Here is a 14,231-nt window from a genome sequence, read left to right as displayed (position 1 = left end):
TCGGTCCGGCCGCTTCGGCCAAGTCTCGGGGCCGCTTGGGGGCGGCTTCACTGGTGTGACGAACGGCGCGGCCGATTTTTTACCGTTTCGTGCGCAACGCGCGTGCGGACGCTTTTTTTGAACGGGCCGCTAAATATTTGCGCGGCCCGTTCGTCTATCAGGGAGGAAAGCCGGAACGGGGCCCGCCTCGCCCGCCGCTTTCGCGTCAGTTTTGCCGTTTCCGCGTTTTCGCTTGCCTTCCCTTTACCGACGTTGCCGATGACAGCCGCCCACGAGCCTTCCTCCCCGCCGTCCCTCGACGCTTCCCCCGGCCGCCCCGCGGCGCGCCTGATCCTTGCGCTGTTGCGCGAAAGCCGCGTGTCGCTCGCGCTGGCGCTCACCGCGTGCGTGCTGAACGGCGTCGCGAGCGTGCTGCTCGTCGCGACGCTGAACCGCGCGCTGTCGCAGCCGGGCGCGGCCGACGCGTCGCTCGCGTGGCGCTTCGCGCTGTGCGCGGTGATCGCACTCGTCACGCGGATCGTGTCCGGCACGCTGTTTGCCCGCCTGTCGCAGGACACGATGGCGCGGCTGCGCGTGCATCTCGCGCGGCGCGTCGGCGCGGCCGAGCTGCGCGACATCGAGCGGATCGGCGCGGCGCCCGTGCAGTCGGTGCTGACCGACGACGCCACCAACGTGTCGATGCTGTTCTTCGCGCTGCCGAATCTGGTCATGCACGGCTCGATCGTGTTCGGCTGCCTCGGCTATCTCGCGTGGCTGTCGTGGCCGGTGTGCCTGCTGGCATTGGCCGCGATCATCGCCGGCTCGCTCGGCTATCACACCGGCGACCGCCGCGCGATCGCATCGCTCGAAGCGGCCGGCCAGGCGCAGGATCGGCTGTTCGGCTATCTCGGCTCGCTGTTTTCCGGCGCGAAGGAGCTGAAGCTGCACGATGAACGTGCCCGCCAGTTCGTCGACGGCCAGCTCGGCGCCGCGATCGGCGAAGTGCGCGACCACCGCCGCCGCGCGTTCAGCGCGTATGCGGTCGGGGTCGGCTGGATCATCTTCCTGTTCTATGTGTTCCTCGGCATCGCGTCGTTCTGGCCGCAGCTCGGCGTGCATGCCGATCCGGCCGCGGCCGCCGGCTACGTCGTCGTGTTCCTGTTCATGCTCGTGCCGCTCGACGGGTTGCTGAACAACCTGCCGACCGTCAACGCGGCCCGCGTGTCGCTCACGCGGATCGAAGGCGTGATGGCCGAATTCGGCGCGCTGCGCACGGTGCCGCCCGCGTCCGACGCCCCCGACGTGCCGCCGGCCGGCGCCGTCACGCTGCGCGGCGTCACGCATGCGTACTTCCACGAACGCGACGAACGGATGTTCAGCATCGGGCCGATCAACCTGACGATCCAGCCGGGCGAGCTCGTGTTCATCGTCGGCGGCAACGGCAGCGGCAAGACGACGCTCGCGAAGGTGCTGACGGGCCTCTACGAACCCGAGGAAGGCACGATCGAGGTCGACGGCCGCACGATCGGCTGGCGCGAGCGCGCCGCGTACCGGCAGCGCTTCAGCGCGGTGTTCAACGATTTCCACCTGTTCGATGCGTTGCTCGGCATCGTCGATCCCGACGATCCGTCCCGTGCGCAGGCCGATGCGCGCGCGAACGCGCTGGTCGCGAAGCTCGCGCTCGACCACAAGGTGAAGGTGGTCGACGGCGCATTCTCGACCCGCGCACTGTCGACCGGGCAGCGCAAGCGGCTCGCGCTCGTCGTCGCGTACCTGGAGGATCGGCCGTTCTACCTGTTCGACGAATGGGCGGCCGACCAGGACCCGTCGTTCAAGGCCGTGTTCTACGAGCAACTGCTGCCCGAGCTGCGGGCGCGCGGCAAGGCCGTGATCGTGATCACGCACGACGACCGCTACTTCGATCTCGCCGACCGTCTGTTGAAGCTCGACAACGGGCGCATCGTCAGCGATACGATGCCGGCGCGGTCTCGCGCGCAGGATGGTGTCGATGCGCTGAGCGCGTAATTCGACAGTCGATGGAAAAAATCGCCGACGTGCTGCAAGGGCAGTGCGTCGGCGATTTTCGTTTCAGGAAGCGATGTGGCTGGCGCGTTGCGCGACCGCAGAACGCCTGGGGCGATTCACCGCGCGTCCCGCGCACTTGCAGCGGCCGCCGTCGGCAAGGACGCCACTCGACCGAAGCGCATCACATCGAGCGCGACCGCCGGCCACGCGGCCGGGTCGAGCCGGATCGCCGCGCGGCGCGCGCAGGCCGACCACAATGCCCTGCCCGTCGAAGTCGAAGCAGCGTCGTCCGCCGATCGACCGCCGCGCACTCGGCTCAACGCATGGCCGGCAGCTTCAGCATCGTATCGGTCATCACGTCGGCCAGCTTCAGCGCCGACATCGGGCCGCCAAACCCCCAGATGTTCCGTTCGATGAGCGCGATCCGGTGTTCCTTCATGGCGGGCACGAAGCGCCACACCGGCGAATCGAGTTTCGCGGAAAGCGGCACGTCCAGCCCCGACGCGGTCACGAACAGCACGGCCAGCTCGCGCTGCCTGAGTAAATCGGCCGACGTCACGTACAGCGTGCCTTCCCGCGTCGGCTTCTTCGGCCACGGGTCGAGCCCGAGCGCCCGCGCGAGCCCCGCTGACGTGCTGTTGCCGGTATACGCCCAGTAGCGGTCGGGCAAGCCGAGATCCTGCAGCAGCGCGACACGCTCGCCCTTGCGGCCCGCGGCCGCGAGCCGCGCCGCATTGCGCGCGATGCCCGCATCGAGCTGCGCATCGACCGCCTGCGCACGCGCGTCGCGCCCTGTCACCGCACCGATCGTCCGAAAGATCTGCCGCATCCAGTCAAGCTGCGTGACCGGCACGCCGCCATCGGACACATTCGGGCTGAACTGGAACAGGATCGTCGGTGCGATTCGATCGAGCGCGTCGAAGATCGGCGCATGCCGGAAACCGACACCGATGATCAGGTCGGGCTTGACCGCCGCGATCGCCTCGAGCCCCGGCTCCTGGCGCGAACCGATATCGGTCACGTTCGCGAGCCGTTCGCTTTGATAGCCGAGCCAGCCCGGATAGAACGCGGTATCGGCCATCCCGACCGGCACGAGGTCGAGCGCGATCACGCTTTCCGCGAACATGAAGTCGAGCGCGACCACGCGCTGCGGGCGCACCGGCATCGTCGCGCTCGCCTGCGACACGACGGGGTTACCGGCCAGCGACACCGCCCCCGGCGCACGCGCGCCCTGCTCGCGATGGGCATCGAGGGTCGCGGCAACCGCGCCGGACGATGCGGCAAGCGCGCCGCAGCACGCGGCGCCGAGCGCCGCGAGTGTGCCGAGCGCGTGCCGGCGGCCGGCGTCCATCACCGGATCGCGTCCTGCTCGGCCAGCGCCGCGTCGTCCATCGTCAGTAGCAGGGGGCAGCTTCCACACAGTTGCGTTTCTCCAGGAATTTCATAGCGCAGGCAGCACACGCGGCGCGCACGAAACGGCGTCGGCAGCAGCGCCGAGCGCGGCACGGCATCGCGCACGGGCACGCGCAGCGGATTCGGCTCGCCATGCACGCAGCGCGAGCCGAACAGCCAGTCCGCATCGCGGACGGGATCGGCCGCGCATGGCAGCGCACGATACGTATCGAGCAGATAGTCGAGCAGGTTGCCCGCGTTGCTCCACAGCACGCGCGGCGTGACACGGCCCATCGCCGCGAGCAGGTCGATCACCGCGCCGAGATGCGCGACGAGCCCCCCATAGCGGGGCGCCGGGTCGTCGCACGGTACGCCGAGCGCATCGTGCGGGAAGTACAGCGCGGCGGGCATCCCGTCGTCGAGCGCGACGAACGTGCGCTCGGGCGACATGTCGAGCGGCCGGCCGAGCGTCAGCGCGGCGACGACGCCGGCCGGCGCCGCGCGGCCGAAATAGTATTTGCTCCATTGCGACATCAGCGCGCGCGCATGCTGCGCCGGATCGCCGCCGTAATGGCCGACCATCACGTCGAGGATTGCCTCGCGGTGATCGGGCAGCGTGATGACGGGTACGACGATCCGGCCCGGCGCATCGTGAGCGTCGTCCGGCATGCCGAGCCAGACGACGTCGAGGTGTTCGGCGAACGGTTCCGGCGCGAACGTCGAAAAACGCGTGGCGCGCGCGTCGTCGAGCGCGGGCGTCATCGCCCTGCGCGCCGGGCGCGGCGCCCCTCGAGGATCAGCAGTCCGAGCAGGTACGGCGCGCCGATCAGCGCGGTCAGCACGCCGGCCGGCACTTCGCGCGGCGCGACGACCGTACGCGCCGCGAGATCCGCCACGCCGAGGATCAGCGCGCCGCACGCGGCCGCGAGCCACAGCCGCGTCCGGTGCCGGCGCGCGCCGAGCATCGTCGCGACGTGCGGCGCCATCAACCCGATGAAACCGACCGGCCCGACCGCCGCGACAGCCGCGCATGCGGCGAGCGTCGCGATCGTCAGCGCGAGCGGCCGCAACGCGGCCACCGGCAGGCCGAGCGCGGCCGCCTGGTCGTCGCCGAGCGCGAGCATGTCGAGCGGTTTCGCGAGCCATGCGAACACGGGCACCGCGAGCACGCACCACGGCAGCAGCATCGACACCTCGCCCCAGCTCCGGCCATAGGTACCGCCGACGAGCCACACGACGAAGCGCGCGGGCTGCACGCTTTCCTGCGTGATCAGCCATTGCGCGAGCGTGGTCCACAGCGCGCCGATCACGATACCCGTCAACGCCACCGCGAGCGGCGCATAGCGATGCCGGTGATTCAACGCGAGCGTGACCGCGAGCGACAGCCCGCCGCCGATCAGCGCGGCCGCCGCGAGCGTCACATGGCCCATCAGCGGCCACGTCGACAACGCGAACAGCGTGACGAGCCCCGCGCCCTGCGTGACGCCGAGCACTTCGGGGCCCGCGAGCGGATTGCGCACGACGCTTTGCATCGCGACGCCGCTCACCGCCAGCAACGCGCCGGCAAGCAGCGCGCACAACAGGCGCGGCATGCGCAGGTCGATCAGCATCCGCGCGAGCGCATCGTGGCCGGACAGCGCAGCCGACCAGCGCGCGATCGACAGCCACTCGGGGCCGGCCGACACGCCGACGAACACGATCAGCACGCCCGCCACGACGAACAGCGCCGTGCGCAGCGGCCAGCCGAGTCGTTCGAGCCAGCCGACGAGCCGCGTCGAGCCGCCGCCCGATGCGCGTTCGGCATCCGCGTGCAGCACGCCCGACCACGCGGCGCCGCGCCGGATCATCGCCAGCATCAGCGGCGTGCCGACCAGCGCGATCGCGACGCCGGTCGACAGCGTCGCGTCGAGACCCGACGCGAGCACCGCACTGTCGGTGACGAGCACGAGCGCACCGCCCGCGAGCGCCGACAGCGGCACCAGCACGCCGAGCCGCGCCGCGCGCGCGCCGCGCACCTGGCGCAGCAGGTTCGGCGCGACGAGGCCGACATACGACAGCGGGCCCGCGATACTGACCGCCACGCTCGTGAACGCGACCGCGACGATCGTCGCGGCGAGCCGCGTCGCATCGACGCGCACGCCGGCCGCGGCCGCCGCATCGTCGCCGAGCGTGAGCGGATTCAGCGGCCGGATCACGAACGGCAACGCGACGAGCGGCACGACGAGCCAGCGCGCGGCGAGCGCGAGGCCCGTCGCGCCCGGCTGGTAGAGGCTGCCGTTGGTCCACAGCGCGGCGCCCGCGATGTTCTGCTCGAAGAACGCGAGCACGAGCGTCGACAGCGCCGCGAACAGCAGCATGCACACGCTGCCCGCGAGCACGAGGCGCAACGGCGTCGCGCGCCAGCCGCCGGCCGCGACGATCGCGCAGGCGGCCGCGGCCAGCCCGCAGACGAACAGCAGCGGCACCGATGCGACACCGGCCAGCGCCGGCACGAGCATCGCCGCGAGCAGGCCGAGCTGGGCGCCGCCCGTCACGCCGAGCAGGTCGGGCGACGCGAGCGGATTGCGCGTGAGCGACTGGAACAGCGCGCCCGCGATGCCGAGGCAGCCGCCCGCGACGAGCGCGGCCGCGACGCGCGGCAGGTTGAGGTCGAACAGGAACACGTGCGCGAGCGCGGCGGCATCGCTACCGGGCACCGCGTCCCACCACACGCGCAGATCGGGCGCGACGCGCAGCGCCGCGAGCAGCGCGATCAACGTGACGAGGCCGAACGCGATCGCGCCGGCCCGGCCCGATGCCGTGCCCTTCCCCGCCGCCGCGAGGCGCTTGCGCATCGCGAACGTCGTCATACCGCGAGATCCCGGTCGAAGACGCCGGCCGCCTGCGGCACGCCGTCGGTCGTCGGCCCGTAGGCCGGCACGCACATCGGCGCGCCCGTCTGCGGATGCGAAAGCTTCAGCATCTCGACGCCGAACGCCGCGCGCAGCCGCGCCGGATCGAGCATCGCGTCGGGCGTGCCCTGCGCGACGAGGCGGCCCGCGCGCATCAGTACGATTTCATCGCTGTACGCGGCCGCCTGGTTCAGGTCGTGCAGCACCCACACGATCGTCAGCCCGCGCGTGCGGTTCAGCGTGCGCAGCGCATCGAGGATGTCGAGCTGGTGATGGATGTCGAGATAGGTCGTCGGTTCGTCGAGCAGCACGATCGGCGCCTGCTGCGCGAGCGCCATCGCGATCCACGCGCGCTGACGCTCGCCACCCGACAGCGCGCCGACGTCGCGGTCCGCGTCGCCCGCGAGGCCGCTCGTCTCGAGCGCCTCGTCGATTGCCGCGTGATCGGCCCGCGACAGGCCGCGCAGGAAGCCGCCGTACGCATAGCGCCCGTACGCGACGAGCTCGCGCACGGTGAGGCCCGACGGAATCTGGTTGAACTGCGCGAGCATCGTCAGCTCGCGCGCGAGCGCGCGACGGCGAAACGCCGCAAGCGGCCGGCCATTGACTTCGACATGGCCGGCACGGGCGGGCTGCAGGCCCGCGAGCGTGCGCAGCAGCGTGCTCTTGCCGCAGCCGTTCGGTCCGCACAGCGCGGTTACGCGGCCGGCCGCGATCGACAGGTCCAGCCCGTCGATCACGACATGGTCGCGATACCCTACCGACAGCCCGCGCGCGGCAAGCGCGGCGGTACGACGCGTCATCAATCCTCCGTTCGGCCGCGCGGGACCGTATAACTCTGCGCCATCGCGACGACGACCTTGCGCGGCCCCTCGAACGGGTCGCGCGCATGCGCGGTCAGCATGTTGTCGAGCATCAGCACGTCGCCCGTGCGCCACGGGAACACGATGCGCTGCTGGTCGAGCACGCCGCGGATCTCCGCAAGCGCGTCGGCTTCGAGCGGTTCGCCATCGCCGTAATACACGTTGCGCGGCACGTTCTCGAGCCCGACCGCGTCGACGAGCGCTTCCTGCATGTCGTCGTCGAGCGCCGACAGGTGAAACAGGTTCGCCTGGTTGAACCACACGCGCTCGCCGGTGCGCGGATGCCGTGCGACGGCCTGGCAGCGTTCGCGGGTGCGCAGCAGCAGCTCGCCGTCATCGTCGGTGCGCCATGCGCATTCGATGCCGCGCGCCGCGCACATCCGCTCGACTTCGGCCGGCTCGTCGGTGCCGAACGACTGCTGCCACGGCAGGTCGAGCCCCTGCCCGAAATTGCGCACGTACAGCAGCTCGCGCTTCTCGAAACGCGCAATCAACGCCGGATCGAGCGCGCGATAGACGGCGCGGCTGTCCGCGATCGGCGTCGCACCGCCCTTCGGCGCGGCGAGCGCGCAGTGGAACCAGATCCGCAGCGGCCATTCGCGCGTATACGACTGCTCGTTGTGCAGCGGAATCGCGCGGTGCGGCGGATATTCGGTCGACGTGTAGACCGCGCCCTCGACCTGGCTGCGCGGCGTCGATGCGTATTCATAGCCGATCAGCGGATCGCCGAACGATGCCGCGAACTGCTGGAACGCGTCGATCGACGGCACGTGAAAACCCGTGAACAGCACGCCGCCCGCCCGTTCGAGCGTGTCGGCCGCGATCTCGCGCGCCAGCGGCGCGACGTCGTCGATCGACATGCCGTCACTGCCGCGCGGCGACACGACGGTGGGCAGCCCCGGCTCGATACGCAGGTCGTCGAGCGTCGGCAACGAAAGCAGGGTCATGCAACGTCCTCTTCAGGTGGCGCGCCGGATCTCGGCGCAGCGGGTCACGACGCGCGCGAGGCGCGCTCGCCGTCCATCGCGCGGCGCAGGCTCGCGGGGCGCATGTCGGTCCAGACGGTCTCGATGTGCGCGAGACAGTCGGCTTTCGGGCCGCTCACGCCGATCTCGCGCCAGCCGGCCGGCACGGGCCGGAACGTCGGCCAGATCGAATACTGTTCTTCGTCGTTGATGACGACCGTATAAACGAGGTCGTCGGTGTCGGCGGAAGGCGTCGTGGCTTGCGTCATGATCGGAAATCGCTGAGGCGGTTGAAGGTGGCGAAGCGGCGGTTTCGGCCGCTCCTGTCTGATAGACGTTTGGCCGGCGCGGATTTTTACCGGCGCCGTGCGCGGCCGCCCAGGAACACCGGGCACGCGACGCCGCGATGGCACGCGTCGAGGCATTCCGCGCAGTGGCGCTCCGCGTCGCGCACCATGAAATGCACGAGCGTCTGCGACACGTTCAGCGCGCGCGCCGCGGTCTGCAGCGTCTCCTCGCGCAGCCGCACCATCTCGAACGCCGCGCGGCTGCGCGCCGGCAGGTCGTCGAGCGCCGCCCACACGCGCCGCAGCGTGTCGCGCGTCAGCAGCGCGGCTTCCGGCGTCGGCTCGGGCGACGGCACGTCGAAGCCGTCGTCCTCTTCCGTGTGATAGACGTTCTCGAGGCTTTGCCGGCGGCACGCATCGATCGACGCATTGCGCACCATCCGCGTCACGTAGGCGACCGGCTGGCGCACCGCGTCCTGGTTCGGGAATTCGACGAGCTTCACGAACACGTCGTGCACGACGTCCTCGGCGCGGCTTGCACAGCCGACGAAGCCGCGCGCGACATTGACGAGCATCGTACGATGCGAGATCAGCACGTCCAGCAGCGCGCCCTGCGCACGGGGCTCCGCGGCGCGGCGCGCACGCGGCGGCCGGTCGGGAAAACTGCCGAGGAACGGGTTTGCCGCTGCCGCCGCCGGTCGGTCGAGCACTTCCGCCATCGCCATCGATCTGCTCCGTCAAATTCCGAGATAGCGAAATTTAACGTAAACGCAAATCATTCTCAATACGATTACGAAATGACCCTTTCGGTTGTCAGGATTTGTCTGAACAATCAGCGAAATCGTTGTCGGGTCAGATAGGACGCATGCCGCCGGTCGTGGCAGGCGGCGATCGATGCGTCCGTCCGGCGGATACGGCTGCCGCTGCGTTCACGGGATTCTGACGAAACGCCTGGGGCGTCGTGTCATGTGCGGTAGCAACTTCTTACCACGTGAAATTTTGAGGGCCCGTACGATCGACGTGCCGTTTCCCCAAGGGAGAACCACATGAAATCCATCGTGTTATCCGCCGTCATGATTGGCGCGCTGTCGAGCGTGATGCTCACTGGATGCGTCGCCTATCCTGGGCCGGCCGAAGTCACGATCGGCTGGCATGGCGATCGTTACTGGGACGGAAATCGCTACTGGGAGCGCCGCGACTGGGAGGCTCAGCATCGCGGCGGGCATGACGACCGCCGGGACGATCGCCGGGACGACCATCGCGACGATCAGCGGCCTCAGTGGTAACGCGCTGCCGCTCCCGTGACCCACTATTCAACGACAGGACCTCAAACATGAAGACGCTACTCAAGACCCTGACCGTCGCGGCGCTCGCCGCCGCCGTACTCGTGCCGGCGATCGCCGAAGCCCATCCGCACCGCGTGTGTCACTTCGAGCATCACCATCACAAGGTTTGCCGCTGGGTGCGCTGAGCATCGCGCAGCAGATGCGAAAAACGCCGGCTTGCCGGCGTTTTTTTCGTCTTACCGATGCTGTTCTCCGCGGGGTAGCGCCCGACCGGCTGGCGCCCGGCATACCGCGTCAATAGATGAACAATCGTATCGTCGCCGTTCCGTTGAACGGCCCGATCTTGGGTGGGCCGAACGCCTTCAGCACGGCATCGAGCGTCACGCTCTGGTAGTTCACGCTTCCCGGCATCTGGGCGAGCACGAACTGTTCGTTGAACGCGATCGCCTTGCCGTTCCGGTCCTCGATGCCGATGCCGAAATTGCTGTTGGCGTCCGGTACGAGCAGCCCGTTACGCACCGTCTGCGACGTCTCGAAGTAGCCGTCCACGCGCACCGGGACGTTGCATTGCTTCGTCAGCGCGAGACTGAACGACTTGCGCGGCACCGCAGGCGAAAAACCGTTGCCCGTCGCCTGAACCTGACCGAACTTCACGATGCCGGGCTCGGGTGTGACCTTCACGTCGACCATGCAGGGTGTCGGCTTGAGATTCTGCAGACCGCTCAGCTTGTAGCGGAAGCTTCCCTTGCTGTTCAGCCCGCGCTCGCCGTCGAACTGAAACACCGCGTAGATATCCGAAGGCGGTCTCGTCCACGCTCCCCGCTTGCGAATGACCACCTGATACGTAATGCTGATGGGCCATTTCGGACACATCCCGGCATTGACCTGCCGGTCGTTCATCTCGCAGATTTTCACGGAGCGGTGCGTGTCGATGCCGTTCCCCGGCTGGCTGCTGCGTCCGTAATAGTCCGTGCCCTCGAAGCGAATGCCGACTTCGAGCCCCCACGCGGCCGGATTCTGTTTCTCCGGGTTCGCGTAGAAGTAGATCTGCTCGGGGAAATCCTGCAGCCCGCCGATATCCTTGTAGCAATAGCCCGTCGTCGTGCGCGGCGGCGATACCCAGATCACGTAACCATCCGGCGCGTCGGTCGGATACGACGCGACGTTGCCGATCGTCTCGGTCAGCGACAGCCCGCCGTTGTCCGCAATACACTTCAGCGCCCACGCCGGCTGCGCAACCGCGACGAACAGCGCGAGCACACACCACCTGATCCAGGCCGGCATGGGCGAAGCGATGCGGTTTCGTCGAACGGCGCTCATTTCTTCACGCTCTTGCAAGCCCCTGCCTCACACGCATACTCCACCGCCACCTGGCCACCGTAATCATCGACATGCGTGACGAACAGCGTCGACGGCGTCGCGGCCTTGAACGGCACGTCCGTCCTGCTCATCGGGCTCACCATCACCGGCTCCAGCGGCACCTGCGTCTTCTGCGCCCCCGAAGCCAGGTTGACGATCGTGATGTGATACGGCGTCGGATTGTCGAACACGAGCGTGTGCGCGGCCGAGTCGACCCGCACCGTCATCGGCAGCGTCCAGTCCTCGTCGCGCGCCGGCTGCACGGCCTTCGGGCGATAGAACAGCTTCATCTGCGTATGCAGCGCGATCTGCAGCGTGTTCGGCGTATCCGTCTTCGGCGGCACTTCGCGGATGTTCAGGTAGAACACCGTTTCGCGATCGGCCGGCAGTTCGGTGCCCGGCAGCTTCGCGATCCGCAGCACGTTGCGCTCGTTCGCCTCGACGCGCTGCAGCGGCGGCACGACCATCAGCGGCGACGTGATCTTGTTGCCCTTCGCGTCCTCGAGCCACGACTGCACGAGATACGGGTACATCGTGCTCTTGTTGGTGATCGTGACGATCGCGGCCTGTTCGCCTTCGTTGAAGATCACGCGCGTGCGATCGGGCACGATCGCCGCCTGCGCGGCGCCTGCGAACAACGCGCCGGCGGTCGCGAGCACGCACCATGCGCGCCGCGAAAAGAAAAGGGAAAGGGAGAAGGAATGTTTCATCGCGGGATCCGTGAATTCATCGTTCGACCCGTGCGGCCGCTGCATGCGACTCACCGGGCGTCTGGCACGTCACCGGAATCGGCGTGCCTTCGAGTTGGAGCTGGTTCGGCAGCGTGTCGATCGTGCAGAGCGTGCGTTCGCCCGCCCGCACCGCCAGCGTGGATTTCGGCTGAACCTGGGTCAGGAACGCCGCACCGCCCTCGCCGACGATGCCGAGCTCCTTGCCGTTCGCCACGTCCTGCACCGATGCACCGAACGGCAGCGGCTTGCCGGCCGGGTCGGTCAGCGTCAGGTACAGGTTGCTGCCGCGCGCGGCGGAAAACTTCACGAAGCCGATCGCGCCGTCGGTCAGCACCATGCGCTGGATCGGGTTCGTCACCTGCACTTCGAGCGGCAGCTTCTCGACGTTGACGGTCGCGTCGTACACGTTGTACGGCGAGATGCCGTCGAGCACCGCATAGCCGCGCGAATCGGTGTGCGAGAGCGTGCCGGACAGCGGCACGTCGGGCACGCCGTCGGTCGACACCAGCAGGCGCGTGTCGCCCGCATTGCCGTTCGCGTGTGCCGACACGCCGTATTGCGTCGCGACGAACGAACCGTCGACTTCGAGCGATGCCGCCGCATACGCATTGGCGAGCGTCGACGCCTGCGCGGTCAGCTGATACGCGGACGAGCGCTGGCGGTAGCTCGCGTTCGCCGACGCGCGTCCGTCGGTCGCACCCGCGTTGACCTGGTAGGTCCGGCCGTTCGGATCGTCGTAGATGTAGCCCGCGTTCACGCTCGTGCTGCCGCTGCCCGTCGTCAGGTTCGACGTGACGGTGTGACGGCCGCCGATCGGCAACGTCGCGGTAACCGAGACCTGGTTGCCGCTTGCACCGGCGCTCTGCGTGCGGAACGCCGACACGCTCACGTTCAGGTTGCGCAGCGTGCCGATCGAGAACGCCCGCGTCAGCGTGAGGCCGACGCGCTGCTCGTTCGCGCGTTCCCAGTAGGTCGTCTGGTCGTACGAGAAATAGGTCGAGGTATCGCCGAAACGTTTCGACAGCGTCGCCGAGTAGCGCTGCTTGCTGTTGGCAAGGCCGTACGCGGTCGGGTCGCCCGAGAACTGCGCGAAGTTCGTGTACTCGCGTTCGGAGAAGCGATAACCGAAGAAGCGCACGTCGGCATCGAGCCCGTCGAAGTGCTTCGAATAGTTGATGCGGTACGAGTTGCCGTTGCGCGTCGCGCCGTTCCACCACAGCTTCGCCCGCGCATGCGTGACGTCGGCCGACAGCGCGCCGAACGCGCCGAAATCTCGGCCCAGGCCGAGCGCGATCGACGTATAACCCGACGCGGCGATGAAGCCGCCGTACGCCGTGACGTCGAACGGCAGACCGTAGGCGATTTCGCCAAAGCCGAAGAACGGCGTGATGCCGGCGCCGCCGAACTGGCGCGGCTTGCCGACGGCGGCCTTGTAGCGCAACTGCCCGGCGCGTGCGAGGAACGGCACGGCGGCCGTCGTCACCTGGAAGCGCTGCACGCTGCCGTCCTCTTCCTCGACCGCGACGTCGAGCGTGCCCTGCACGCTCGTATTGATGTTCTGCAGCGCGAACGCACCCGGCGACACGCGCGTCACGTACAACACGCGGCCTGCCTGCGACACGGTCACGGTCGCGTTGGTGCGCGCGACGCCCGAGATCAGCGGCGCATAGCCGCGCAGCGACGGCGGCAGCATGCGATCGTCGCTGCGGATCGACGCGCCCGTCAACGCGAACGTGTCGAAGATGTCGGAAGTCAGGTAGTCGTCGCCGAACGTCACCGTCGACTGGATCGACGGCAACGCACGAAATGCATAAAGCCGGCTGAAGCGGAACGTGCGGTCCGCGTAGGCCGTATTGCCCACGTTCGATTGCGCCTGGTAGTCGCCGCGAAAGCGCCATGCATCCCAGTTCGCGCCCACCGTGCCGTAGGCCTGGATCGAATTCGTCTGGCGGCCGCCCGTCCCGAAGTTGCGGTTCGTGTTCGCGATCACGCGATAGTCGAGCATCGCCCCCGGAATCCCTTCGGACCAGCGCGACGGCGGCAGGTAGGTCGAATCGGTGAATTCGAGTGCGGCCTGCGGAATCGTGATCTTGAGCCGCCCGTCGCTTTTGAGGTAGCGCACGGTCGCGCCCTCGATCGCGCCGAGGTCGACGCAACGTCCGCCCTGGAAGCGCGGCAGGTCCTTCAGGAGCGACGGCTTCAGCCCGAACTGCGCGACGAGTTCCGGTGGCAGGCACGGCTTGCCCGCCCCTGATGTATCGACGGCGATGAATTCGATCGCCTGCAGCCCGTAGAACAGGTCGTTGACCTGCACGTCGAGCATGTACTCGCCCGGCAGCGTGAAGTCCGCCTGCGAGAACTGCGACAGATCGACGTTGTTCGAGCCGTCGATGTTCAGGAACGACGAATTGAATTCCGTCGCATGGCTCTGGCTGCCGACCATCAGCACGGAG

The 14,231-nt window shown here is 68.5% G+C and carries 13 protein-coding genes; 3 read left to right on the top strand and 10 right to left on the bottom strand.

Annotated elements, in window-relative coordinates:
- The first annotated feature begins 258 nt into the window (after positions 1-258).
- Positions 259-2,004 carry a cyclic peptide export ABC transporter gene (locus tag LGM89_RS32665; RefSeq protein ID WP_226275192.1) on the top strand — a complete coding sequence of 582 codons (1,746 nt, stop codon included), beginning with the start codon at positions 259-261 and terminating at the stop codon, positions 2,002-2,004.
- A 316-nt stretch (positions 2,005-2,320) separates the two neighbouring features.
- On the opposite strand, the gene LGM89_RS32660 is transcribed toward LGM89_RS32665, so the two are convergent.
- The 7 genes from LGM89_RS32660 to LGM89_RS32630 all read right to left on the bottom strand — a co-directional run bounded on the left by LGM89_RS32660 (position 2,321) and on the right by LGM89_RS32630 (position 9,127).
- Complete coding sequence (locus LGM89_RS32660; protein ID WP_089494820.1) at positions 2,321-3,358, bottom strand: ABC transporter substrate-binding protein; 1,038 nt, start codon at positions 3,356-3,358, stop codon at positions 2,321-2,323.
- Positions 3,355-4,158, bottom strand: coding sequence for a siderophore-iron reductase FhuF (gene fhuF / locus LGM89_RS32655; protein WP_226275188.1), 804 nt, complete (start codon positions 4,156-4,158; stop codon positions 3,355-3,357). Before fhuF ends, LGM89_RS32660 begins: the two co-directional genes overlap by 4 nt.
- On the bottom strand, positions 4,155-6,245 hold the full coding sequence (fhuB, locus tag LGM89_RS32650) for a Fe(3+)-hydroxamate ABC transporter permease FhuB (protein ID WP_089494818.1): 2,091 nt from the start codon (positions 6,243-6,245) through the stop codon (positions 4,155-4,157). The genes fhuF and fhuB overlap by 4 nt, the downstream gene beginning before the upstream one ends.
- The gene (locus LGM89_RS32645; protein WP_089494817.1) at positions 6,242-7,090 is read right to left on the bottom strand and encodes an ABC transporter ATP-binding protein; all 849 of its coding nucleotides are present in this window, start codon (positions 7,088-7,090) and stop codon (positions 6,242-6,244) included. Before LGM89_RS32645 ends, fhuB begins: the two co-directional genes overlap by 4 nt.
- On the bottom strand, positions 7,090-8,097 hold the full coding sequence (locus LGM89_RS32640) for a TauD/TfdA family dioxygenase (RefSeq protein ID WP_226275186.1): 1,008 nt from the start codon (positions 8,095-8,097) through the stop codon (positions 7,090-7,092). Before LGM89_RS32640 ends, LGM89_RS32645 begins: the two co-directional genes overlap by 1 nt.
- A 44-nt stretch (positions 8,098-8,141) precedes the next feature.
- The gene (locus LGM89_RS32635; protein WP_011351933.1) at positions 8,142-8,384 is read right to left on the bottom strand and encodes an MbtH family protein; all 243 of its coding nucleotides are present in this window, start codon (positions 8,382-8,384) and stop codon (positions 8,142-8,144) included.
- Positions 8,385-8,470: 86 nt separating this feature from the next.
- Positions 8,471-9,127 (bottom strand): RNA polymerase factor sigma-70, encoded by a 657-nt coding sequence (locus LGM89_RS32630; protein ID WP_226275184.1) that lies wholly within the window; start codon positions 9,125-9,127, stop codon positions 8,471-8,473.
- A 321-nt stretch (positions 9,128-9,448) separates the two neighbouring features.
- Here LGM89_RS32630 and LGM89_RS32625 point away from each other — a divergent pair, with 321 nt between their 5' ends.
- Positions 9,449-9,688 (top strand): hypothetical protein, encoded by a 240-nt coding sequence (locus LGM89_RS32625; RefSeq protein WP_071334430.1) that lies wholly within the window; start codon positions 9,449-9,451, stop codon positions 9,686-9,688.
- Between the two features lie 47 nt (positions 9,689-9,735).
- A complete protein-coding gene (locus LGM89_RS32620; RefSeq protein ID WP_163008971.1) occupies positions 9,736-9,873 on the top strand; it encodes an HHHH-motif protein in 138 nt (45 codons plus the stop codon).
- A gap of 109 nt (positions 9,874-9,982) precedes the next feature.
- Here LGM89_RS32620 and LGM89_RS32615 read toward each other — a convergent pair whose 3' ends face one another.
- The 3 genes from LGM89_RS32615 to LGM89_RS32605 are packed head-to-tail and all read right to left on the bottom strand — an operon-like array spanning position 9,983 to position 14,227.
- Complete coding sequence (locus tag LGM89_RS32615; protein ID WP_089494814.1) at positions 9,983-11,008, bottom strand: fimbrial protein; 1,026 nt, start codon at positions 11,006-11,008, stop codon at positions 9,983-9,985.
- Positions 11,005-11,757, bottom strand: a complete 753-nt coding sequence (locus LGM89_RS32610) for a molecular chaperone (RefSeq protein WP_226275181.1) — start codon at positions 11,755-11,757, stop codon at positions 11,005-11,007. Before LGM89_RS32610 ends, LGM89_RS32615 begins: the two co-directional genes overlap by 4 nt.
- Before the next feature lie 16 nt (positions 11,758-11,773).
- Complete coding sequence (locus LGM89_RS32605) at positions 11,774-14,227, bottom strand: fimbria/pilus outer membrane usher protein (RefSeq protein ID WP_226275283.1); 2,454 nt, start codon at positions 14,225-14,227, stop codon at positions 11,774-11,776.
- Between the last annotated feature and the right edge of the window lie 4 nt (positions 14,228-14,231).

Origin of the sequence: Burkholderia sp. AU31624, from assembly GCF_020420065.1 — a bacterium.
Taxonomy (GTDB): domain Bacteria; phylum Pseudomonadota; class Gammaproteobacteria; order Burkholderiales; family Burkholderiaceae; genus Burkholderia.
Note: the sequence above shows the minus strand (reverse complement) of the source record. Positions and strands in the feature narration are given on the sequence as shown.

Excerpts from the sequence above, each read along its gene's own strand:
- LGM89_RS32665 (WP_226275192.1), top strand. The coding sequence starts at position 259 with ATGACAGCCGCCCACGAGCCTTCCTCCCCGCCGTCCCTCGACGCTTCC.
- LGM89_RS32625 (WP_071334430.1), top strand. The coding sequence starts at position 9,449 with ATGAAATCCATCGTGTTATCCGCCGTCATGATTGGCGCGCTGTCGAGC.
- LGM89_RS32630 (WP_226275184.1), bottom strand. The coding sequence starts at position 9,127 with ATGGCGATGGCGGAAGTGCTCGACCGACCGGCGGCGGCAGCGGCAAAC.
- LGM89_RS32635 (WP_011351933.1), bottom strand. The coding sequence starts at position 8,384 with ATGACGCAAGCCACGACGCCTTCCGCCGACACCGACGACCTCGTTTAT.
- LGM89_RS32645 (WP_089494817.1), bottom strand. The coding sequence starts at position 7,090 with ATGACGCGTCGTACCGCCGCGCTTGCCGCGCGCGGGCTGTCGGTAGGG.
- LGM89_RS32640 (WP_226275186.1), bottom strand. The coding sequence starts at position 8,097 with ATGACCCTGCTTTCGTTGCCGACGCTCGACGACCTGCGTATCGAGCCG.
- fhuB (WP_089494818.1), bottom strand. The coding sequence starts at position 6,245 with ATGACGACGTTCGCGATGCGCAAGCGCCTCGCGGCGGCGGGGAAGGGC.
- fhuF (WP_226275188.1), bottom strand. The coding sequence starts at position 4,158 with ATGACGCCCGCGCTCGACGACGCGCGCGCCACGCGTTTTTCGACGTTC.
- LGM89_RS32615 (WP_089494814.1), bottom strand. The coding sequence starts at position 11,008 with ATGAGCGCCGTTCGACGAAACCGCATCGCTTCGCCCATGCCGGCCTGG.
- LGM89_RS32620 (WP_163008971.1), top strand. The coding sequence starts at position 9,736 with ATGAAGACGCTACTCAAGACCCTGACCGTCGCGGCGCTCGCCGCCGCC.
- LGM89_RS32610 (WP_226275181.1), bottom strand. The coding sequence starts at position 11,757 with ATGAAACATTCCTTCTCCCTTTCCCTTTTCTTTTCGCGGCGCGCATGG.